General features: G+C 45.5%; 17 protein-coding genes and 1 tRNA gene. 12 read left to right on the top strand and 6 right to left on the bottom strand.

Going from position 1 to position 22,320, the window contains the following annotated elements; translation table 11 throughout:
- Positions 1 to 339 precede the first annotated feature (339 nt).
- Positions 340 to 1,425 carry a hypothetical protein gene (locus BM099_RS08415; protein WP_090726686.1) on the top strand — a complete coding sequence of 362 codons (1,086 nt, stop codon included), beginning with the start codon at positions 340 to 342 and terminating at the stop codon, positions 1,423 to 1,425.
- 89 nt (positions 1,426 to 1,514) lie between these two features.
- Here BM099_RS08415 and BM099_RS08420 read toward each other — a convergent pair whose 3' ends face one another.
- Positions 1,515 to 2,984, bottom strand: a complete 1,470-nt coding sequence (locus BM099_RS08420; RefSeq protein ID WP_090726689.1) for a YfjI family protein — start codon at positions 2,982 to 2,984, stop codon at positions 1,515 to 1,517.
- 937 nt (positions 2,985 to 3,921) lie between these two features.
- Positions 3,922 to 5,118: a YagK/YfjJ domain-containing protein gene (locus BM099_RS08425; protein ID WP_090726694.1), complete on the bottom strand. Its 1,197-nt coding sequence runs from the start codon at positions 5,116 to 5,118 to the stop codon at positions 3,922 to 3,924.
- A gap of 323 nt (positions 5,119 to 5,441) precedes the next feature.
- On the opposite strand from BM099_RS08425, the gene BM099_RS08430 reads away from it, so the two are divergent.
- The 4 genes from BM099_RS08430 (at position 5,442) to BM099_RS08445 (ending at position 8,908) form a co-directional block, all read left to right on the top strand.
- Complete coding sequence (locus BM099_RS08430; protein WP_090726697.1) at positions 5,442 to 5,771, top strand: hypothetical protein; 330 nt, start codon at positions 5,442 to 5,444, stop codon at positions 5,769 to 5,771.
- A gap of 106 nt (positions 5,772 to 5,877) precedes the next feature.
- The gene (locus BM099_RS08435; protein ID WP_090726699.1) at positions 5,878 to 6,930 is read left to right on the top strand and encodes a YqaJ viral recombinase family nuclease; all 1,053 of its coding nucleotides are present in this window, start codon (positions 5,878 to 5,880) and stop codon (positions 6,928 to 6,930) included.
- A 74-nt stretch (positions 6,931 to 7,004) separates the two neighbouring features.
- Positions 7,005 to 7,928, top strand: coding sequence for a recombination directionality factor (locus BM099_RS08440; protein WP_090726702.1), 924 nt, complete (start codon positions 7,005 to 7,007; stop codon positions 7,926 to 7,928).
- Positions 7,929 to 8,098: 170 nt separating this feature from the next.
- On the top strand, positions 8,099 to 8,908 hold the full coding sequence (locus BM099_RS08445; protein ID WP_090726704.1) for a DUF932 domain-containing protein: 810 nt from the start codon (positions 8,099 to 8,101) through the stop codon (positions 8,906 to 8,908).
- 270 nt (positions 8,909 to 9,178) lie between these two features.
- On the opposite strand, the gene BM099_RS20800 is transcribed toward BM099_RS08445, so the two are convergent.
- The 3 genes from BM099_RS20800 to BM099_RS08460 form a co-directional block, all read right to left on the bottom strand.
- Positions 9,179 to 9,373, bottom strand: a complete 195-nt coding sequence (locus tag BM099_RS20800; protein WP_332311458.1) for an AlpA family phage regulatory protein — start codon at positions 9,371 to 9,373, stop codon at positions 9,179 to 9,181.
- Between the two features lie 179 nt (positions 9,374 to 9,552).
- Entirely contained in the window at positions 9,553 to 10,749 is a 1,197-nt protein-coding gene (locus BM099_RS08455) for a tyrosine-type recombinase/integrase (protein ID WP_090726707.1), read from the bottom strand.
- Positions 10,750 to 10,941: 192 nt separating this feature from the next.
- Positions 10,942 to 11,017 (bottom strand) — tRNA-Ala (locus BM099_RS08460).
- 328 nt (positions 11,018 to 11,345) lie between these two features.
- Here BM099_RS08460 and BM099_RS08465 point away from each other — a divergent pair.
- From BM099_RS08465 to BM099_RS08475, 3 genes are read left to right on the top strand one after another with little or no spacing between them, the layout of a single operon-like run.
- A complete protein-coding gene (locus BM099_RS08465; RefSeq protein ID WP_090726709.1) occupies positions 11,346 to 11,612 on the top strand; it encodes a DUF211 domain-containing protein in 267 nt (88 codons plus the stop codon).
- A gap of 5 nt (positions 11,613 to 11,617) precedes the next feature.
- Positions 11,618 to 12,202 (top strand): VIT1/CCC1 transporter family protein, encoded by a 585-nt coding sequence (locus tag BM099_RS08470; RefSeq protein ID WP_090726710.1) that lies wholly within the window; start codon positions 11,618 to 11,620, stop codon positions 12,200 to 12,202.
- A 2-nt stretch (positions 12,203 to 12,204) separates the two neighbouring features.
- Positions 12,205 to 14,817 carry a cation-translocating P-type ATPase gene (locus BM099_RS08475; RefSeq protein WP_090726712.1) on the top strand — a complete coding sequence of 871 codons (2,613 nt, stop codon included), beginning with the start codon at positions 12,205 to 12,207 and terminating at the stop codon, positions 14,815 to 14,817.
- 55 nt (positions 14,818 to 14,872) lie between these two features.
- Here BM099_RS08475 and gltX read toward each other — a convergent pair whose 3' ends face one another.
- Positions 14,873 to 16,369, bottom strand: coding sequence for a glutamate--tRNA ligase (gene gltX / locus BM099_RS08480; protein WP_090726836.1), 1,497 nt, complete (start codon positions 16,367 to 16,369; stop codon positions 14,873 to 14,875).
- 191 nt (positions 16,370 to 16,560) lie between these two features.
- On the opposite strand from gltX, the gene BM099_RS08485 reads away from it, so the two are divergent.
- The 4 genes from BM099_RS08485 to BM099_RS08500 all read left to right on the top strand — a co-directional run bounded on the left by BM099_RS08485 (position 16,561) and on the right by BM099_RS08500 (position 22,133).
- Positions 16,561 to 17,166, top strand: a complete 606-nt coding sequence (locus BM099_RS08485; protein WP_244889928.1) for an ANTAR domain-containing response regulator — start codon at positions 16,561 to 16,563, stop codon at positions 17,164 to 17,166.
- Entirely contained in the window at positions 17,163 to 18,329 is a 1,167-nt protein-coding gene (locus BM099_RS08490) for a CmpA/NrtA family ABC transporter substrate-binding protein (RefSeq protein ID WP_090726714.1), read from the top strand. Before BM099_RS08485 ends, BM099_RS08490 begins: the two co-directional genes overlap by 4 nt.
- A gap of 500 nt (positions 18,330 to 18,829) precedes the next feature.
- Entirely contained in the window at positions 18,830 to 20,299 is a 1,470-nt protein-coding gene (locus tag BM099_RS08495; protein WP_090726717.1) for a NarK family nitrate/nitrite MFS transporter, read from the top strand.
- A 121-nt stretch (positions 20,300 to 20,420) separates the two neighbouring features.
- A complete protein-coding gene (locus BM099_RS08500) occupies positions 20,421 to 22,133 on the top strand; it encodes a bifunctional protein-serine/threonine kinase/phosphatase (RefSeq protein ID WP_090726720.1) in 1,713 nt (570 codons plus the stop codon).
- Positions 22,134 to 22,320: the final 187 nt, after the last annotated feature.

Here is a 22,320-nt window from a genome sequence, read left to right on the forward strand (position 1 = left end):
TACGAAAAAATATTCAGCAGAGTACAAGCCTGAGGCAATTTCTCTAGCCCTCCTACCTGATATATCTGTCGCTGAAGTTGTTAGACACTTGTGAGATAACTCGGGCACTTTATACCGCTTAATAAAATAAAGCACAAAACCAGAACCGAATCTAAGGAAGATGTACTAGACTAAATTTGGAGTTTGTATAACGCAAGCTAACTCATGTTGCTCTTAATTAACTGACGTGCCGTAAAACCAGATTGAAACCAGCACTTGCTTTCTGTCGTTGAGGAAACCAATACTCAGTTCGAAATGGCACCTTAAGGCATCCGATACTTTGAAATAATGAGGGTGAAGATGGAAAAACAACTTGGACAAGATTCATCAGACCGACAGGAGAATGAGAACGTATCCCGAGGATATAGAAATCTCAGCCTCGCTATAGAACGACCACGTATTCTACTGCATTCTGAGATACAACAAAGAGAGATTTATGATTTACTTTTTTTGGAGATAGACGATGACAAGTGGGGCTATGACTCCGAAATAAAGAAGTTACAAGAGTGTCCTGATACGCTGTTGAATAAATGCATAGATAAACCAGATCAAAGTGGGTTCGTGCTTAATTTTCCGGAAAAAAGTTATGACGACTATATTGAAAGGCAAAAATTAGCCTGCCTCAAGCATATTGCGTTCCAAGACATTGTCATTGGAGATTTGATCAAGATTTACGAGCATTCTTTAAAACCGGTGCTAACCGCCCCCCCCCCAGCACTAACTTTACTCTCTGAATGGGATGAAGGTCTTTTTTACCTGATGCGTTCGTTCGCGAGCGTTTCTGAGCACTTAACCGCCCTTCGTATGATCAAAAAGAGGGAGCAATCTAGCCAAGATAGAGCTAAGGGCGGTAAAGCAAAAAATCTAGGATTGCATAGAAATGAGAAGTATTTACTAATCAAAACTTTGGTTAAGATTCTTTTACATAACGAGCATTTTCGTACCCACCTTGGCACTCGCAATGAGCTCATTGATCTCTATGTTAAGCACATTATGATGTTCTGGGATCAATGGCCTTTTTTTCATTTTGATAAGGCCGAGTTACAGGGGATTGTGACAGACATACTGTCTGATCAGGGAGTGATCAAGATTCTGAAGAGGAGTTTATTTGAGAGAGGGCGAAGAGTGCCTATGCTCAGGCCACCAAACGTCTGTCGGTCACATAATGATTTGATGGAAGATCGACAAAAGTGGCAGGAGGGATTGATTTCAGCTCTTAAGCTTATTTTGGAAACGAAGTTTGATGAGGTGTCAGACCAACACCTAACAAGAATTAATTCTGCATCTCCAGAAGAGATTCGTATTTGGTTATGTCGTACTCTTAAAGCCAAGACTGTAGATGAGTCCCTTATTCAAATATTTAATCGTCCCCCAAACCCATCATAAGTACACTCTCTGGCGAAACCTTAGCGAAGCCCTGCTATTCAAGCAAAATATAACAAAAGGAGGCTAACTGCCTCCTTTTAAATACCTTTTTACTGAATCGATACAGGTGGTGCAGGCGGTGCAGGTAATGGGCCCAGTTGGGGCATCAAATCAACCATCCTTGTCTTGCCAACTTGAAATAGTACTATTTCATGATGAGCGAGCATTACGTCAATAGCGCCACGAAGACGATTCTTGTTTCTGAGGGCTGATGGACCACACTGCCTAATATGGTTATATGGAACTACTCTGTTATTAAATGAGCGAAGTTCATCAAGCCATACTCCAAGTAAGCAAGCATCTTGCACTTCTTGAGGAGGTGGCATTAGGACTTGTTGAAAATGCTCTGAAAAGGCAACACATAACTCGATTGCAATTCGGAGAGTATTCTCTGAGATATCTCCCTCATACTGCTCAAAAATATGTACTAAGGCAGCGACCCGAGCGACAATGTCATTAAGTTTTGTTGCGTGATCAGGACATTCCTGAAAACGCCCCCCATACTGCATCTGTTGCTCTATCTCATTAGTTAATTGATACCATAATGCTTCAGCTTCAGGGGCGAAATTCAATACTGTTCGAGGGTGATTGGGCTCACTCAATAGAATCAGGTTTTCTTCTGCTAAATCTTTGAGCCGCTCTTCCGCTAATTCCCAGCTTTTATTCTGCGCTACTGCATCTGGATGGAAGTATCTTGAGCCCCTTAGTTGAGGAGGATTTGCAACAATGAATCGAGCCAGCCACCCAGAATCACGGTCTTGTGGTTTCAAGTGCTGAGCCAGAACACCAGGCTGAACCATTAACAATGCGGAAACACGTACACCGTGAAGCAGAATATCAGGTTTTGATACTCGGTTTACGATTGTATCATCACCTGAAAAGAAATTATTAAGGTGACCTTTAGCTTGGTTCATTGTACTTCTAAAAAATATATCAGCCTCATCAGTTACAAAAGCAGCAGTTGGAATTTCTTCGTTCAGCCCCTGAAAAAGTGCTTCAGGTGTTGAATTTTGATATAGAATTCGGAAAGCCCTTGGCTTCTTAGGCTTAATTGTGAAATGTTCTTGAACATCTTCTTTCTGCTTGGTTGCAGTACCACCATTTTTAGAAATAGTAGCGCGAACTTTCTGTTTTAAAATATCATGATCTAGCTGCCAAGCTTCTAAATCAATCGCATACTGTTCCATGCTTATAAGATATTTGTGGTGTTCCCTTGTTTGTAATTTCTTCAACGGTCCCATCACCAAGTTTTCTACAGCCGTTTTCCCTTCACCTGAAGGGCTCACTACAAACATGTATAGAGAGATAGGGCGAATAGCCCCATAAGGTAGCCGAACGTCATAACGACCTTGTGAGGATATAGCAATACCACTCAGTAGAGTGGCTAATGACATTTCTTGACTGACCTGTCGTTGTAAGCTGAGATCGCAACAGGCTTGCCATAATAGTGTTGGCTCCATACAAAAAGAGTTGAATTGCCCCGGTGATGGCAAGACGCGCGGGTTTGGAAAAATCAGCATGTTTATATCTCCTAATCAATAACAAAATTTTATTGCAGTAACTAGAGGTCACCGCAACGAGCGCTATATTGACTCAGAGACGAGCAGGCTACGTGCTACCTGCTTAATACTAATTATAATTAAGCACGACTATTGATTTATTTTTTTAAATAATATAGGGATGAGTATTTTCATAGGCTTTGTTCTTCCATAGCTGCTATTTCTGCTGTTTGTAGCAAAAATAGCAGCGTTCAACGAGAAAAAGCCCCTGGATTTGCGATACTAGCAGCCCACTGGTCAGAAGTTACATACCTGAAGATGGGGTCTTTTTTCTATTTATATTTTCTTTAGTTATATATGTGAGCCTTTTTCGCTGATCAACTACATGAAGAGCACTAATAAACTAGCCCCCTTCCTTCGGTCAGTTCTATGGTGTTTTTCACTAGCTCAGATCACTCAGCCACCAATATCAATCGGGTTCGCTACCTTCGTCCTTACTCTCAGCCCTCAGTGTCCACGCACTGATGTAAAGGCGACGAATGAAAATCACTGCGTGAGCTTAGCCTTTCGGCCTGCGTGGTAGATGAGATGGTCGGAGCAAGCCCCCCCCCCTGCACACTTCTATGCCTTTAAATAACAGGAGCTGCACTTCTAGCTTGATGAAGAGGCAGCCGAGTTACATCTAAATATCCCTTCTAACTAAGACGCAACCATAGGCCTGTAATTGAAAAGTATTCGTCTGACATGCTTTAGCCCACCAGATAAATTTTTTATCCGCCATAGCCACAGATTAACACCCTACAAATTCAGTGCCGTTAGCACTTTTCAGTAAGTGACTCTCAAACCGAGATACTCTTTTACGAAGTCGAAAAATCATGTCAGAAAATCTATTAATTAAAACTCATTATTTTCTACGATATTTTTGAAAATACTGCTTTTTTAAAATCATCGATGATAGTCATTTTCCTAACTCACGTGGACGCCCTCCCAAATTACTAACCGACTCTTGTAGCTGCCCTTTTCCCATTGTTCGATAATTAATTTTTTTCCGACCTTTAAACCGTTTAGGTAACTCTAAACGCATAAAGTAATCAGCCTTTGAGAAATAGCTGGCTATATGCCTCAAACCATTCCTAGCATTACCATCGGTACAATGAACCTGACCCCTAGCATCATTTTGGTAGTGACTGCTGCTCCCATTCACATTGAAGTAGGCTCCTCGCCCCTCTGTGATCTCATTAGACCAATACTCCCCAATATTTTCACCTATAGTGGCATCACGACACCTTGTTGAACTATTAAAAAAAAACAAAACGTGAAAGTGATATCGCCTGAGTACTCCATACTCGAGCTTCCAAATGTAGCCTAATAACCCATTAAAGATTGTGTTATTCCTTCTGTTACGCAGTAGCCTTTCCATATCAGACTTAACTTTTTCAAACTCATCAGCTTCTAGACCAACATCCTTATTATTTAAAATAGACTTCTTCATTGCATCGTTGTACTTTCTTTTATAGCTTAGATCTACCCTGACCACTAACAATCTAGATCTTTTTTCAAAAAGCTTATCTATATACGAAAGCATACTTCTGTAATTTTTATCACATGTTTTTTTAACTTTTAATTTAAGTTTTTTAAACGAAGGACTATTAATTTTATCCGAAAGCCTCATAAAACATTTGTATATTCTATTTTCAAGATCAGTATAATCCCTATCACTAGACTCACCACAATTAACACTATTCAACTTATTGACTTTATCATAGGCCTCTATTGACCGATCTACGTCATCCATCCATTGCATATACGCTGTAATATTTGGAGAGAAAGCCCTCACTGTAAGCAATCCTCGACGTTTGTAATCTCTAACAGACATGAAATACCTAAAGAACTGATCAACGACTTTACTTGTCAATGAAAGCTTATCAGGATAACCAATATTTAATTTCCTATAGATTTTTTTACCCTCTCCACACTTACGACCAGAAAGACCCACAAAATAAACATCGCCAATATCAAACTTATTAATCATCTTATCTATTTTAACAAGTACCCTTCCTATATCCCTGTCGTCTGTAACTTCTAATTTATCTTCGTTAATTTCATAATTCCATTTATCATCCAACATACAATCTAATTCTTCATAGCCACACATATCTTTCAATTCCTATACATTTTGTATAAGCAATATACTGTCTATATTGCTTATAATAATATTATGTAGGTTATGACTAATTACTTTAATAATATAAGATCCAAAACCACAAACATTATTAAAAAAACAATAAGTCACTACAACTCCAGATCCTATTAACAATAATTTCAATACACTCCTTCATAGAATATGTACATAGTTAGTAGAAAATTACATATCAAATAAATAAATCTTAGATATATATCACCTACTTGAGAACAGCACACAGTTGTCCTTCCGGGTTATTTAACCTGGTTCTTATGCTCATTCTTAGGAGAATCTATATGTCACATTCATGTCCCGCCTGCTCTTCAATGCAGGTAATTACACGAAACGTCGGGCGTAAAGTTGGCGGTATCACTGGCGGCGTTGCAGGTACCGCCAGTGGTGTGGCGGGGGCAACGTCCGGTGCGCAAGCCGGTTTCATCGCTGGAGCTGCAGGGGGTCCTGTTGGCATGGCTTTGGGCGGTATTGCCGGCGCGTTGTTTGGCGGTTTAATCGGCGGTACTACCGGCAGCATAGCCGGAGCAAACATCGGTAAAGTTATCGATGACCGTGTACTAGACAATTTCGAGTGTCAGAACTGTGGTCACTCCTTCCATGTCGACCAGTAACACCAACACTGATCATCCCCTCATTTAACTACTTTATTTATATCACTGATTCCACGACACCCGGCATTGAGTCGGGCCTTATTCCGTTCTGAAACAGGAGTTCGTTATGACGACACATCACACACACGCAAAGACTCAAGCTGAAAACCTACACCTTCTCAACACAACCAAACGCCGCCATGGACAGGCCCATCGTTTGGTGAATACCCGTCAGATAGATCGGAATACCTGGTTAACCATTCGTAAAATCGGTATCGGCAGTTCGGACGCTGCCTCAGCGGTGGGGCTCAATCCATATAAATCCCAACTTGAACTCTGGATGGAAAAAACAGGACGACTTAATTCAACACTAGACAATGATGCCAACCATCCCGATAACGATGACAACACCCCGCTATTCTGGGGCACGGTGTTAGAGCCAATTGTGGCGGAACATTACGCTAAGCGTACCGGCCATAAGGTGCGCCGGGTCAATGCGATATTGCAGCACAAGGATTACCCCTGGATGCTAGCCAATTTAGATCGCGAGGTAGCTGGTTCCAGTGAGGTCCAGATACTGGAATGTAAAACAGCGGGGATCAATGGAGCCAAACTCTGGCGTGACGGTGTGCCGGAATATGTGCAGTTGCAAGTAATGCATCAGCTAGCGATCACCGGACAGGACGCAGCTGATGTGGCTGTGCTTGTCGGAGGCAATGAACTGCGTATCTTCCGTCTAATACGGGACGAAGCCTTAATTGATCGACTGGTTGCATTGGAGTCGGAGTTCTGGCGGCATGTCACTGAAGATACGCCTCCTCCGGCGGATGCCAGCGATTCCGCTCAACGAGCCTTACGTAGCCTATACCCCGATGATGACCATGAAGTATTGGATCTAACGGAGCAGCCGGCGTTGGCTCAAGCCTTTGAGCAATTAAAGGAGGTTCGATCGATGATTGAGGGTGCAAAGAAAGAGGAGGCTCAATTCAAGCATCAACTACAACAAGCCATGGGTACCGCCAGCGAAGCGCTGTTCCCCGCAGGTCGCATCACTTGGAAGAAAAGTACCGACACTCGAGCTGTAGACCTGGCCCGACTCAAACAAGAACAACCTGAGGTAGTAAAGCAATACTCGAATCTAAAGCCAGGCAGTCGTCGCTTTGTAGTACACCAACGCTGAACCATACCCCCCCAAAAAAACCCACACAGCATTAAGGTTGTCGTGGGTTTTTTTATTATGTTAGGAGATAAATCATGTTGAAAGGTCTCGCAATAACCCCACCGATACTCGGGCGTATCTCGATTGGTAAAATCATTGAAAAGGACGGTAAACGCCTACCGAAAAAAGACGACCAGTTTACCCTGACGTCCCAGATACAGACACGAGAAGGCTGGCTGGCACACCCACTCGATGAGCTGTTAAGGACAACCCAGGATGGTAAGTTACGCCGCATCCCGATCCGGCTTTTGTTTAATGAGCCCGATCTGAATCTCAGGGCAGATTACTCCATGTTTGATCGAAATATGGCTCGCCCCCTGTGTGTAGGCGATGGTGAGCAATGTCGACGAAGAACAAAAGACGGTATGCAAACACTCCCATGTCCCAGTCCTGATGGCTGCGAGCTGGCTCAGGGTGGACGATGTAAACCTTATGCTCGATTTAATGTTGTAGTGGGTGATGAAGATCCTCTGGGTACCTTTATCTTTCGCACAACAGGCTTTAACTCGATCCGTACTCTAGCAGCACGACTACAGTATTTTAAAGCCGTCTCGAATAATAAGCTGGCGTGTCTACCGTTGGAACTTCGGTTACGAGGAAAGTCGACTCGGCAGAGTCACGGAGCCCCGATCTACTATGTCGATATCACGCTGCGTGAAAATATGGGACTGGAAGAGGCATTAGCTAAAGCACAGCAAATGGCAATAGATCGCCATGAGGTTGGTTTTGACCAACTCGCACTGGATCAAACTGCCCGACAGGGTTTTGCCAATGGCATTTTTGAAGAACAAGAAGAAGATGCGGCCGCAATCGTGGAGGAGTTTTATCCACAAACCGGTGATGACTCCGTCCCCAACAACGCTCAGGACAAAACGGACTCACTCAGACCTGGACTGGACTCGGCAAGCCTGACCCAGAAGCTAGTCGCTAAATCACGCCGCATACAAACATCACAGTAGGCACGCCCTTTCATCAGACATTTCAACTTCTAATGACAAGACATCCCATAACGTCATGACATGATCGTCCAGATCCTCTCTGACTCACTTACAACGTTTTAACAACATAATACCCTGCCGGGATCTTGCACCCCGAGAGGGTGCGTTCCGTGCTGGCCTGGAGGCTTAACATGAATACTTTATCCCGTGACCAACTTTATCGTAATGCACCGGCTATCTTTGCTGATGCGCCGGATCTGTCCGTTTCTAACCGCTATGGTTTTGTACCGACTATCAACGTGGTAGATGCCTTAAAAGGTGAAGGCTGGCATCCTGTCCGGGCACAACAGACCCGAGTTCGCAATCCCGAGCATAAAAACACCACCCGTCATATGGTGCGCTTTAGACAGGATCCAGACCGTCAGATCTTGGTGGGTGACAGCATTGCCGAATTAGTACTGACCAACAGTCATGACCGCACCGCCGCATATCAACTGGATCTGGGACTTTTTCGACTGATCTGTAGTAACGGCATGGTTACTCCAGTAGGAGACATGGGTGGTATTCGCGTCCGCCATGGTAAACAAGTTGTAGACCAGATACTGGATGGTTCTATTGCACTGATTGACGAAATACCCAACATCGCCGGTACCGTTGAGAAATTCCAATCCATGCGGTTAACACCAGAGGAGTCGCACATCTTCGCTCAATCTGCTCTCACTATGCGTTACGGCGAAGATTGGAAAGAGGTCAGTCCTATTCAACCTGATGCACTGTTAAAAGCTCGCCGATCTGAAGACCGAGATCACAATCTCTGGCGCATCTACAACCGCACTCAGGAAAATCTGCTTAAAGGCGGTTTACCCGGTCGATCCAACAGTGGACGTCACACTCGCACTCGAGCCATCCGTTCAGTGACCGAAGATGTGCGTCTTAACCGTGCACTCTGGCAGCTGACAGAACACTTTGCACACCTGAAAGATCAGCCAAGAGCGACTTAAAAAGGTGATCATCACAACCCACCCATTCATTGCAGGATAGCTACCCTGCAATGAATAAAACCTGATGACGTTTGCTTAAATGTTAGTTCGTTACTGGATAAGTGGGAGGAGACTACTAAATACACCAGAAGCAGTATTAAAATACCATTTGATGATATAAATATAAATAAATCTGAGGTTATCCAAGTTTTCAGCTTGATCCGCATGAAACATGCAGAAAAGGTGCTCTCAAGCAAAAAAGCTCGCAATTACACGCTTCTTATTCAATTTTTAATCACGTCTCTGATTGGGCTTTTTTTTTAACGATATCTGCTCGTCTCGTTCAGCTATGCATTCGGGAATCCAGTCCATAATTTCTGATTTTAGCCAACCAACCCCTCTTTCTCCTGCCGGCAAAGAATGAGGGAAGGTACCTTCTGCCATTTTCCTATAAATACTTGAGCGGGAAAGTCCTGTAATATTAATAACTTATGAAAGATTGATGATCTGTATGATCGTGACTCCATAGTTCTGTTCATGCAATAGTTCTTCTTTGTAGAAATTTACCGTTCAGGCTTCATAATGAGAGATCATCATCTAGTTTAGATTCCAGAAATACCTCTAAAAGTAGTCACTTAGGGGAGCTACGTTTGCACTAGAAGCGGTCATTGTACTTGAGCTCTTAACTGATCTAAGTAATCAGCCCACCGTTGCATCATTTTAGTGCGTTGCGCCAGGTGTGAAGTGCGGTTATAAGCACGGCCAAGAGAATCTTTCACCGCATGGGCTAACTGATGCTCTATTAACTCCACCCGTTCCTCCAATACCTCATCAAGCAAGGTACGAGCCATTGCCCTGAAGCCGTGACCAGTCATTTCCTCTTTACTGATGCCCATGTTACGGAAAGCCGAAAGGATGGCGTTATCACTCATAGGGCGGCGCGGACTTCTGGCTGAAGGGAAAACATACCCACCCCAATGGCCTGTCAAAAGCTTTTGCTCCTCTAATACTTCAATTGCCTGACGACTGAGGGGAACAATATGATCTACCCCCATTTTCATTTTCTCTGCGGGTATACGCCACTCTGCTTTTTCAAAGTCTATTTCTGGCCATTCTGCATGTCGTAATTCTTTGGGCCGAACAAAGACCAAAGGAGCTAATTTTAGCGCTGCACGCACAGTTGACGTCCCTTCATAACTATCTAGCATCTGTAGCAATTTACCGACTTTGGCAGGATCGGTAATGGCAGGGAAATGTTGTGTTTTATGTGTAGCCAGTGCCCCTTTCAAGTCAGGAGTAATATCTCGTTTCGCTCGCCCTGTCGCAACGGCATAACGAAACACCTGACCTGTGACCTGCTTTATCCTGTGTGCACTTTCTATAGCACCACGGGCTTCAACACGGCGCAATACTGCTAATAGTTGGGGCGGGGTAATATCATCCAGCGACAGAGTGCCCATATAGGGTAATAGATCACGCTGGATAGCACGCAAAACTTTGTCGGTATAACTTTCAGACCAATTCGCAGATTGTTGCTTATGCCACTCTAAAGCTATCGTTTCAAAATTATTCAGTTGTGCTTCTGTCTGATTAGCCTTCTTGGCCTTTTTTGCCTGCGAAGGGTCTATACCTTGTTCTAACTGATCTTTTGCCAAATCAGTAGCTTTACGAGCATCTTTAAGCGTAATCCTAGGATACATCCCTATTGCTAGGCGCTTCTCTTTACCGGAAAAGCGGTATTTAAGTCTCCAGCATTTTGAACCAGCTGGTGTTACCTCTAGATACAATCCTTTAGCGTCACTTAGCCGGTAGGCTTTCTCTCTAGACTTTGCTTGTCTAATTTGAGTATCAGTCAATGCCATACTGCCTCCATTGTCAATAGTGGGGGCATTTTGTAGAAAATTTTTAATCTTAAAGAAAATGCCCCCAGAAATGCCCCCTGCTTACCCCGGATCTGGGGGCACCTTATGGGACTACTTAGGACACAGTATAAACGAAAAAGCCCGCAATGAGCGGGCTTCTAGGACAATTTGGGACGCTATGATACAAGATATTGGTGGAGCCTAGCGGGATCGAACCGCTGACCTGTTCGCTGCCAGCGAACCGCTCTCCCAGCTGAGCTAAGGCCCCATCTTTAAGCACACTTGGAGGGAAAAATAAGTGTGCCTTGAAACGACGCGTATCATCCCATATTTCAGATTAATGTCAAACACATTTTTAAGCTTTATTTAAGAGATTCAACCCATTGGCACACTTAACATCAAGAGGTAATATCAAAACGTAACACCAACAAGTAACCCAACGCTTTCTGATCCCCATACAGCAGCTTTAGCTGTCGACTTTTTTCTGATTCAGTGCCTATATCACCTGTTTATGATGTAAGGCAGTGACCTATGCGTTGTATTTAGGCAAGATGGAATAATAAACCGATACAAACAACAGACAAAAGGACTCTGCAATGATTGCTGTTAAAAGAGTAGTTCTGGATGTTTTAAAGCCTCACCACCCTAACGCGCTTGAGTTTTGCCAGGCATTAAGCGCTGCTGTTGAAGGTAGCACGGTTAGAGTGGCCGTTATTGCTGTAGACGAAAAAACTGAATCACTGGAAGTATCCGTTGAAGCAGCGTTAATTGATTTTGATCTTCTGCAAAAAGTGATTAATAAAATGGGTGGTGCGTTGCATAGCATTGATGAGGTCGAAGTTAAAAACGAGCCAAGTACCTGACGCTTATGAATATTCTCAGGAAAGCTGAGTTTCTGTTCAAGATTACCCGCTCTCAAGGGATTGCACGGCGATATTTTGTTGTTAATGGTTTTGATGGCGCGTTAACCATGCTCGGGTTGATTCTCGGCTTCCAGTTCAGCTCTTCTGCCCCACTCAGCGTTACCATTAACGCCTGCATGGGTGCGGCAATCGCCTTAGGTGTGAGTGGTGTCAGCAGCGCCTATATTAGTGAAGTCGCTGAAAAGCGGCGCGCTCTTCTCAAACTGGAAGAGGCTATGTTAAAAGATCTGCAGGAATCGGCTCATTCAGAAGCAGCCCGCTGGGTACCGATGATGATTGCGCTGGTCAACGGTTCTGCTCCGCTATTAATATCGTTAGTGATCCTCAGCCCTTTGTTATTAACCCAAGCGGGGATTGCGTTACCGGTTTCCCCTCTGTTTTTAGCCATTGTTTTAGCCTTGATTATTGTTTTCCTGCTGGGTGTTTTTTTGGGTCGGATCTCTGGCATATCCTGGCTGCGCAGTGGATTACAAACCCTGTTTATCGCTATGACGACGGCCCTTCTTATTTTCCTATTTACAGGTGACTAGCCGTGCGCACCTTAGAGTACTGCCATAAAACATCGGCTGAAACACTCCAACTACTCGAAGCTAAAACCCGCGGATTAAGCAGCGAGCAGGCAGCAACTAAGCTTAATACAGTGGGTGAAAATGCGTTGCCCGAAGCTCAGCGCCGTTCTTTATTTACTCTTATCATTAAACAATTTAATGATTTTATGATCCTGATTTTATTAGCTGCGGCTGCCATTTCAGGTTTTATAGGTGATGTGCAGGATACCATTGCCATTCTGGTAATTGTTTGTCTGAATGCCATCATTGGTGCCGTTCAGGCATTTAAGGCCGAGCGTGCGGTGGCAGCGCTTAAAAAGATGGCGGCATCAAAAGCCAAGGTCATACGCGATGGTGCGATCAGGCAGATTGATGCTGCTGAGTTGGTACCCGGTGATATCGTGATCTTAGAAGCAGGTAATATTGTGCCTGCCGATCTGCGTTTATTAGAAGCCGAAGGGCTGCAGATAGATGAGTCCACACTAACCGGTGAGTCGGTGCCCGCAGCTAAACAACCGTTAGAGCTGGCTGATAAAAATCATACTTTAGGCGACTGCAGCAATATCGCTTTCAAAAGTACCGTGACCACACGTGGCCGGGGTAATGGCGTGGTTGTGACTACCGGTATTAACACCGAAATAGGCCAGATTGCCACTATTCTGCATACCGATAAAGATGTTCAAACACCATTACAAAAGCGCTTAAGCCTATTCGGCAGACATCTGGCACTGGCGATTCTGGCGATTTGCGCCATTATTTTTATAGCCGGCATGTTACAGGGGCAACCCATTTTTAGCATGCTGTTAACCTCAATCAGCCTGGCGGTTGCGGCCATGCCTGAGGCACTGCCGGCGGTGGTGACCATTTCACTGGCGTTTGGTGCGCGCAAGCTTATTCAACATCACGCACTGGTGCGCAACTTACCGGCAGTCGAAACCTTAGGCTCAGTTACCTTTATCTGCACCGATAAAACCGGCACCCTTACGCAAAACCAGATGACGGCAGAATCCTTTGTTGGTGCCAATCTTGCTCCGGTTTTTTCATCCGATTCTGCCTTACAACAAGTGTTGGGGCAGGCCCTGGCTTTAAGTAACGATATCATCATCAATACCGACACACCGGCTGGAGAGCCCACTGAGCTGGCGCTTTTTAATGCCGCATTAGCCTTTGGTTTTGATAAGAAACAACTTGAAGCAAGCATGCCCCGCCTGGCAGAACTCGCTTTTGACAGCGAACGTAAACAAATGACCACCTTGCACCAAGGCACTGAGGGAGTTGTTGCCTTTGTAAAAGGAGCACCGGAAAAAGTACTTCAACAATGCACACATGCACTCGGTGAACAGGGCGTTGTAGAGGATAATTTTCAACCCGATACGATGCTGAATACTGCCGAGGAATTGGCCAGTCAGGGATATCGTGTCATCGCTTTTGCCCAGCGTACCTTTGATCACTTACCTGCAACCATAGACCATAACATCGAACAACAGCTCTGTTTCTTAGGATTAGTCACATTGATCGACCCTCCCAGAGAGGAAGCACGTGCCGCCGTGGATGATTGTAAATCTGCAGGCATAACGCCCGTGATGATCACAGGCGATCACCCGGGAACGGCGATGGCCATTGCAACACGGCTGGGGATCAACAACCCGACTTCCACTGTAATGACCGGACAAGCGTTGGAAGCACTCTCGCAAGAGGATTTTTTACGTTTGGTCGAAACCACAACGGTGTATGCCAGAGTCAGCCCCCAGCAGAAATTACGCATTGTTGAGGCGCTTCAATACAAAAAACAATTTGTGGCCATGACAGGCGATGGTGTGAATGATGCGCCTGCTTTAAAGCGTGCCAATATTGGTATCGCGATGGGAGGCAAAGGAACCGATGTCGCACGCGAAGCGGCCGACATGGTGCTTCTGGATAATAACTTTGCCAGTATCGTGCTTGCAATCAAAGCCGGGCGGCGCATTTTTGATAATATTCGAAAATTTATAAAATACACCATGAGTTCCAATGCAGGCGAAATATGGACATTGTTTTTAGCACCTTTTATGGGTTTACCTATTCCCTTGCTACCTATTCATATTTTGTGGATCAATCTGGTGACCGATGGCCTGCCCGGCCTGGCCTACACGGCAGAACCGGCTGAAAAAGGCGTGATGCAACGCCCCCCACGGCCAACCGATGAGAACATTTTTGCGCACGGAATGTGGCAATATATTATCTGGACAGGGCTGTTAATTGGTGGCATTTCGATAGCAGCACAAGCCTGGTCGATTGCTCAGGGACAGGCATACTGGCAAACAATTGTGTTTACCGTACTGACTCTTTCACAGCTGTTCCACTCACTCGCGGTAAGAAGCGAAACCACCTCACTGTTGTCGCTAGGGCTGTTTTCTAATAAGCCTATGTTACTGGCCATAGGCCTGACTATTCTGGCGCAAATGGCGGTGATTTACGTTCCGGCGTTTAACTCAGTATTTCATACACAACCGCTGCCACTGTTTGATTTGATCGCCTGCTTTGCCATCTCAATGCTGGTGTTAGTAGCCGTCGAGTTACAAAAATTATTTTTACGCAGAAAAAATGCACAGATATAAAAGCAGATATAAAAAAGGCCTGCGAGAGCAGACCTTTGTTTTAGCGATAAAATAATTACTCGATAGCGGCAGCAATATCGCGAAACTCTTTTTCCCAGCGCTTCGCTTCTTTCTTCGATGGGCCACCCAGCAAATTGACGGCATGGCGCAAACGCGCACGGCTCATATCCGGGCCAAGAATCGACATGGAGTCCATCACGGATACGGTCTGATTAGTACCTGCAATCGCGATAAACAATGGGAACAAGAAGTCACGCAGTTTGTAACCCATCTGCTCTGCCAGCTGCTTTAGCTGTGCAAAAAGGTGATCTTTATCCCAGTTGTTTTCGGTATCCAGGAACCAGACGCTGAATTGCAATATCCGCTTAGCATCGTCCAGCGTAACGCTTTTGTGCTCAAAGTCTGATTCTTTAATCGGCAACATGCCCGACAAGAAGAAACCGGCCAACGGTGCAACATCAGAGAACTTTTCAACACGCTGCTGGATCAGTGGTACGATCTGCATCAGGTATTCAGGGTTGAGTGCCCATTCTTGAAATTTGGCAGCAAATTGCTCGTGCGTGAGGTCTTCACGCAGCCATACACCATTCAACCAGCTGAGTTTTTCCTGATCAAAAACAGGGCCACCTAATGAAACACGGGTAATATCGAAGTGAGAGAACATCTCATCACTGCTGAACTTTTCACGCTCATCCGGCATCGACCACCCCATACGGCCCAGATAGTTAAGTAGCGCTTCAGCCATAAAGCCCATACGTTGATAATACAAAATACTGGTCGGGTTCTTACGCTTAGATAGCTTGGATTTATCCGGGTTACGCAACAGCGGCATGTGGCAGAGTACCGGCATGTCCCAGCCAAAGTACTGGTACAATAACTTGTGTTTAGGCGCTGAGTTGATCCACTCCTCACCCCGGATAACATGCGTGATCTCCATCAGGTGATCATCAACTACGTTGGCCAGATGATAGGTTGGCATGCCATCGGATTTAAGCAGGATCTGCGCATCGACCATACCCCACTCCAGTTCGATAGGGCCACGCAGCAGGTCATCGACGACACAAACGCCCTCACCTTCAGGCACGACCATACGGATAACAAACGGGGCACCGGCTGCTTTGCGTTTTTCTACTTCTTCAGCAGGTAAGGCTAAGTCACTTTGCTTGAGTGCTGTATGTCCACCCGCCGCCCGACGCGCATCGCGCAATACATCCAGCTCTTCAGAGGTGCGGTAGCAATGGAACGCATGACCTTTTTCAACCAGATCATGCGCATACTGAGCATACATTCCCTTACGTTCACTTTGGCGATAAGGGCCATGCGGGCCGCCAACATCCGGGCCTTCATCCCACTCCAGCCCTAACCAGCGTAATGAATCCAGAATCTTCTGTTCTGATTCAGCCGTACTGCGCGTCTGGTCTGTATCTTCTATACGTAAGATAAACTGCCCACCGTGCTGACGGGCAAACGCCAGATTAAAGAGTGCAATATAGGCTGTGCCTACATGCGGGTCGCCTGTTGGAGAAGGCGCAACGCGAGTACGTACTGTCATTATTTTCCTGCCAAAGCTTACGTGGTTGCCAAAAGAGTATAAAAATAAAGGCGCATTATACAGTTGCCCGCCGTCACGTGCCATGCAATGGGCATGAATGACGATAAGAGTTACCTGCATTTGAAACGATGAATGGCCCGGATATTGCTTATACATTGTCAATTATCAATTTTTAAACGCAGGTGATCCACGTGAAAAACAGATTAACTGTGCTTGTCATCGATGAAGACAAGGAACGTGCCGCCTTACTGGAACAGGCATTGCGAGATCAGGGATACGAGGTACTTGGCCGGCTGCATTCTACTGATCTTATGGCCGATAAAGTCGATGTGTTAAAGCCGGACATTATTATTATTGATTTGGACTCTCCCGACAGAGATGTTCTGGAAAACATGGCTTTGATGAACCAAAGCTGCCCCCGCCCTGTCATTATGTTTGCTGAACAAGGTGATCAGGCCACAATAGAAAAGGCGATTCGCTCAGGCGTGAGCGCTTATGTCGTAGACGGTCTTGAGCAGCATCGCATTAAAGCAATTTTAGATGTTGCCATTGCCCGTTTCCGCGAGTTTCAGGCGATACGAAGCGAACTAAATCACGTGCATGGCGAGCTAAACCAGGCCCGTACAGAATTAGCTGATCGCAATCTAACTGAAAAAGCGAAGATCTTGATCATGAAACATAATAACTGCACAGAAGACAAGGCCCATCAAGCGATGCGTAAGATGGCAATGGATCAGCAAAAACCACTGATAGAGATTGCCAAAAGTATTATTTCTGTATTGGAGTTGCTGCCATGAACACGCCAACCACCTCGCAAAAAGCGTCTCTTGCCAGCACATTTCCTGCTGCCGAAAAACACGCATTAACCATTGGCTTTATCCCGTTACTCGACTGCGTCCCTATTATTGTGGCGCAAGAGTTTGGTTTTTTTGAAGAGATGGGCTTAGACGTAACGCTTTCCTGCGAGTCATCCTGGGCCAGTATCCGCGATAAAGTGCAGTTCGGTCTGCTCGATGCCGCACCTATGCCTGCCGGGATTGTACTCGCCAGTGCAATGAAATTAGGCGCCACTCAGCCCATGGTCACGGCTATGGGCTTAGGGCTGAACGGCAACGCAATGACTGTGTCGACAAAGCTTTGGGAACAGCTAAACCCTTCAGGTGAAACACTCACCAGCCAAACAGCCGCGCAAGCGCTCAAAGCGTACCTGGCAAGCGTAGAAGGACCGGTTAATGTCGCTTCTGTGCATACCTATTCGACACACCATTTCTTATTGCGCGAATGGTTAACACATTTCAACATTGATCCTGACAACAAACTCAAGCAGCACGTAGTCCCCCCCCCGCATATGATTGATGCAATGCAACGCGGTGTGATTGATGTTTTTTGCGCGGGTGAACCCTGGAACAGTCTCGCGCAAGCACAACAGATTGGCCATACCCTATTATCGAGTCATCAGATATGGGAAAACGCACCTGACAAAGTACTCGGCGTTACACGCCGCTGGCATGACACTAACCCTGCCAGCCACCAGCGGTTGATAGCCGCATTACTCAAAGCATGCCTGTGGCTGGACAACCATGAAAATAAAATAGCCGGCTTTATGTTACTAAATAAGCTTAACTATCTTGATGCAGACCTGTCCGGCATTGATCTGAACTTTGGACAGCACTGCTTCACTTCACCTGAAGCGACCTTCCCTTGGTTATCACAGGCACAATGGTTTACCGAACACGTGCAGGCATTAAGCGAAAAAGCTTTAGCTAAGAAGAGCGCTTTGTTAAATCAACCCCCTTTAACGGAAACCTATCTGACCGAGACTTATCGAACGGTGGCCGAAAAACTCAACATCAATCTACCCATACATAACACCAAGACAGAAGGCACTCACGCTGATAGCTGGCAGCTTTCAGGCACAATACAGCGTATCAATATGCTCCCTGATCTGAAGTTCAAGTAACAGCACTACATTTGTGCAACGCACCAAACAGGGTAAGTTTCACGACTAATCATCCAATGAATTTAAACCAGAAAATCCCTGAAAGGCCCGTATAGCGGGCCTTTTAATAAACTGGCACGCTCCCTGCTTTATATTTTATAAACACTTTTTAAGTGCTTTTAAAAAGCGCTATAAACGATAGTTAAGTGATAGTTAAGCGACATATAAAGCACAATTATTTCAGGCAAAGGCGCCTCCAGCTGGGATCTCACCCTTTCAGCCTGGTGGCGCCTTTTCTTTTTTAACTCTTCAGGAGGACGACCATGTCTAAGAATGTACTTACACAAGCAGCGACATCACAAAGACACCCGCGGTAAAGAAAAAAACCCGCACACAAACAGTGCATAAAGTCTGTTTGAAAAACCCAAAAGCACTCATTTAGAGCAATGGCGCTCGATGAATCAGGTCTAACGAGACCCGGTTTTATCGGGCGTTTTTATTTTAACGAACGGAAAATGACTATGACTCAGGAAAAATCTTTCAACCTGCTATCTTTCAGCGGAAAGATGAAGATCCTGCATTTCAGCTGGATCGCCTTCTTTATTACCTTTTTTGTATGGTTTAACCATGCACCACTATTAGGCATGATCGCAGAATCGCTTGGGCTGACAAAGTCAGAAATCAAAACCTTGCTGATTCTTAACGTCGCACTCACTATTCCCGCGCGTATTATTATTGGCATGTTGACCGATAAATATGGCCCGCGTATTACCTATGCGGCCTTGCTGTTTTTAGCCAGCATTCCGTGTTTTGCGTTTGCCTTGTCCACCGACTTCGCGCAAGCCGCTATTTCCCGTTTCCTGCTCGGCTTTATAGGCGCTGGGTTTGTAATAGGTATTCGCATGGTCAGTGAGTGGTTCCCGGCGAATGAGCTGGGCACGGCTGAAGGCATCTATGGTGGCTGGGGTAACTTTGGCTCTGCAGCAGCGGCAATGACACTGCCAACACTCGCGATCATGTTCGGTGGCGAAGACGGTTGGAGATATGCGATCGGTTTATCTGGCTTATTCAGCCTGGTATTCAGTTTTATCTGGTATAAAAATGTTAGCGATACACCGAAAGGTTCGACCTACTTCAAACCAAAACGTATTGGCGGCCTGGAAGTCACCAGCAAGGCAGATTTTGTCTTCCTGCTGTTCATGAAAATCCCCTTGTATGCTGCTTTAGCGTTATTAACATGGAAGCTATCCCCTGCTGGTGTGTCAATTCTTTCAGATACAGCGGCGCTAAGCATTTACCTTCTATTGGGTGCCATCTTCATTTACGACTGCTACAGCTCGTACAGTGTCAATAAAGAGATATTCCATACACCGGTTCCGGAAATGCAGCGCTATGAGTTTAAACAAGTGGCTGTATTGAACGTACTTTACTTTGCTACTTTTGGTTCAGAGTTAGCCGTTGTTTCAATGCTGCCACTGTTTTTTTCCGATGTATTTGAGTTGAGCATGGTCTATGCCGGTTTGCTTGCATCTGCCTACGCCTTTATGAATCTGATGTCACGTCCAGGCGGCGGTTGGATCAGTGATCGCTTTGGTCGTAAGAAAACCCTGTTAATTCTCACCGCAGGACTGGCGGCTGGTTATGCGACGATGTCCATGATCGACAGCAGCTGGCCTTTAGCCTTGGCGGTTATAGCAGCCATGGCATGCTCTTTCTTTGTACAGGCAGGTGAAGGTGCGGTATTTGCGGTAGTTCCATTGATAAAACGTCGCCTGACGGGTCAGATCGCAGGCATGACGGGCGCATATGGTAACGTCGGTGCCGTGTTCTACCTAACAGTGCTATCGATGGTCGATTATTCAACCTTCTTCTCTGTTATCGCAGCAACGGCCGTACTGGGCTTTATTACGCTACTGTTCCTCAAAGAGCCTAAAGGCCACATGGCAGAAATTAATGAAGATGGTAGCGTTGCTCTGATAAAAGTGAATTAATTCAGGTTAACCACTTAAACTGTGCTGATTTACATAGCCCGGTTTAAGTGACCTGATTTACATGAGTTAACTCACAGTATTAACGGCTAAGTCGCAGATCAAAAAGAGAGAGGAGTCGCACATGAGTAAGCAGCTAGACGTTTGTTTTGGTGGATATTCAACCAAAGGACAAAAAGCGCTGAATCAAGACGCATTTGCGGCTTCCCTTCCTTCTGGCGTCGAACGCGAATACAAAGGTGCCGCCGCCGCTATTGCTGACGGGGTCAGCAGTTGCGAGGATTCTCATATTGCCAGCCAGACCGCGGTCACAGGCTTCATCGAGGACTACCTGAGCACACCTCCCAGCTGGGGAGTTGGGCATTCTGCGTCACGCGTACTGACGGGGCTTAACCGCTGGCTTTACCATGAAAATCAAAACAGAATGGGGCATCGCGAAAGCATGCTGACGACTTTCTCTGCGGTTGTGGTGAAGTCATCTACACTGTTTTGCTTTCATGTCGGCGACTCCCGTATCTACCATCTGAGCGAAGGAGAACTGGAGCAACTGACTTCTGACCATGTACTGGCTACCAAAAATCATGAGTATTTATCACGCGCACTCGGAGCTGATTCACACCTGGAAGTCGACTTCTTTAAGCGCACGCTAAACCCCAACGACAGGCTCTTACTGACGACAGACGGTGTACATGGGCACTTAACGTTTGCACGAATCAAAGAGCTATTAAGCGATAACAACCTGCATATAGAGGCCATCGCCAAAAAAATAGTTGAAGAAGCCTACGACAACGGTAGCGATGACAACCTTACCGCGCTGATTGTTGAGATCAATCAACTCCCTTTAGAAACGCTCGATGAAAGCCATCAGCGTCTGACACAACTTCCCATTCCCCCGGTACTTAAACCCGGCAACAAAATTGATGATTTCGAAGTACTACAGGTTATTTTCAGCGGCACGCGCAGCCATATGTACCTGGTTAAAGACCTCGAATCAGCTGAGCTGTTTATCTTAAAAGCACCCTCTGAAAACTTTGCAGAAGATCTGGTATATCTGGATGGCTTCATTCGCGAAGAATGGGTTGGACTGACACTGGATCATCCTCACGTGATGAAAACATATCGTCCAACACGGCCAAAGCATTTTATGTATTATCTGGGTGAATATATTGAAGGGACTAATTTACGCCAATGGATGCATGATAACCCTGCCCCCTCAATTGACCAGGTACGTCAATGGGCACAGCAGATCGTCAGTGGCTTAAGAGCGTTTCAGCGTAAAGATATGATCCATCAGGATTTGAAACCCGAAAATATAATGATCAACAAGGATGGGCAGATTAAAATTCTGGATTTTGGTACTGTGCTGATTGCAGGATCAGAAGAGCTCAACTCGCCTTTAGATAAATCCGTACCACAAGGCAGCGTCAATTATATTGCTCCGGAGTTTTTGGTGGGTGAAAAGGCCAGCTTCAAGTCTGACCTCTACTCTTTAGGCGTCATTATTTATGAAATGCTGACCGGCACCCTGCCGTACAAAGAGCCTAATGTTAAACGAATCACGCTGAATAACTATTGTGAGCTTAATTACATCCCGAGCACGCATCATCGTAAAGAGATACCCATATGGATAGAAGCCTGCCTTAAAAAAGCACTGCAACCCAATCCGGTTCATCGCTATAGCGCTTTTTCAGAGTTCATGCAGGATCTGAGTGTACCCAATCGCCGTCTGGAAGCGACTATTTTAAAACAACCCTTGATTGAAAAGCATCCGGTACGCTTTTGGCAAGGTGCCGCAGCGCTACTTCTTATACTAAATCTTTTACAAGTCCTCACGTAAGAATGAGGCTATTTACCCAGGTGCTTTCTATCCTGTTGCTAACCTCGCGCTCAACCACACGCTACTCCTGTATAACGCCTATATCTGCTACATAACTCCACCTGAATCCGCACCATTAACGTGCCTGATCAGGCAAATGTATTATTAATGGTGCACCGCACATAGCATCCAACACCTCTTAAAAACA

This window comes from Neptunomonas qingdaonensis (assembly GCF_900113275.1).
GTDB classification, from domain to species: domain Bacteria; phylum Pseudomonadota; class Gammaproteobacteria; order Pseudomonadales; family Balneatricaceae; genus Neptunomonas; species Neptunomonas qingdaonensis.

What these genes read in the sequence shown, in the direction of transcription:
- BM099_RS08415 (WP_090726686.1), top strand. Translation starts at nt 340, where the DNA reads ATGGAAAAACAACTTGGACAAGATTCATCAGACCGACAGGAGAATGAG.
- BM099_RS08420 (WP_090726689.1), bottom strand. Translation starts at nt 2,984, where the DNA reads ATGCTGATTTTTCCAAACCCGCGCGTCTTGCCATCACCGGGGCAATTC.
- BM099_RS08425 (WP_090726694.1), bottom strand. Translation starts at nt 5,118, where the DNA reads ATGTGTGGCTATGAAGAATTAGATTGTATGTTGGATGATAAATGGAAT.
- BM099_RS08430 (WP_090726697.1), top strand. Translation starts at nt 5,442, where the DNA reads ATGTCACATTCATGTCCCGCCTGCTCTTCAATGCAGGTAATTACACGA.
- BM099_RS08435 (WP_090726699.1), top strand. Translation starts at nt 5,878, where the DNA reads ATGACGACACATCACACACACGCAAAGACTCAAGCTGAAAACCTACAC.
- BM099_RS08440 (WP_090726702.1), top strand. Translation starts at nt 7,005, where the DNA reads ATGTTGAAAGGTCTCGCAATAACCCCACCGATACTCGGGCGTATCTCG.
- BM099_RS08445 (WP_090726704.1), top strand. Translation starts at nt 8,099, where the DNA reads ATGAATACTTTATCCCGTGACCAACTTTATCGTAATGCACCGGCTATC.
- BM099_RS08455 (WP_090726707.1), bottom strand. Translation starts at nt 10,749, where the DNA reads ATGGCATTGACTGATACTCAAATTAGACAAGCAAAGTCTAGAGAGAAA.
- BM099_RS08465 (WP_090726709.1), top strand. Translation starts at nt 11,346, where the DNA reads ATGATTGCTGTTAAAAGAGTAGTTCTGGATGTTTTAAAGCCTCACCAC.
- BM099_RS08470 (WP_090726710.1), top strand. Translation starts at nt 11,618, where the DNA reads ATGAATATTCTCAGGAAAGCTGAGTTTCTGTTCAAGATTACCCGCTCT.
- gltX (WP_090726836.1), bottom strand. Translation starts at nt 16,369, where the DNA reads ATGACAGTACGTACTCGCGTTGCGCCTTCTCCAACAGGCGACCCGCAT.
- BM099_RS08490 (WP_090726714.1), top strand. Translation starts at nt 17,163, where the DNA reads ATGAACACGCCAACCACCTCGCAAAAAGCGTCTCTTGCCAGCACATTT.
- BM099_RS08495 (WP_090726717.1), top strand. Translation starts at nt 18,830, where the DNA reads ATGACTCAGGAAAAATCTTTCAACCTGCTATCTTTCAGCGGAAAGATG.
- BM099_RS08500 (WP_090726720.1), top strand. Translation starts at nt 20,421, where the DNA reads ATGAGTAAGCAGCTAGACGTTTGTTTTGGTGGATATTCAACCAAAGGA.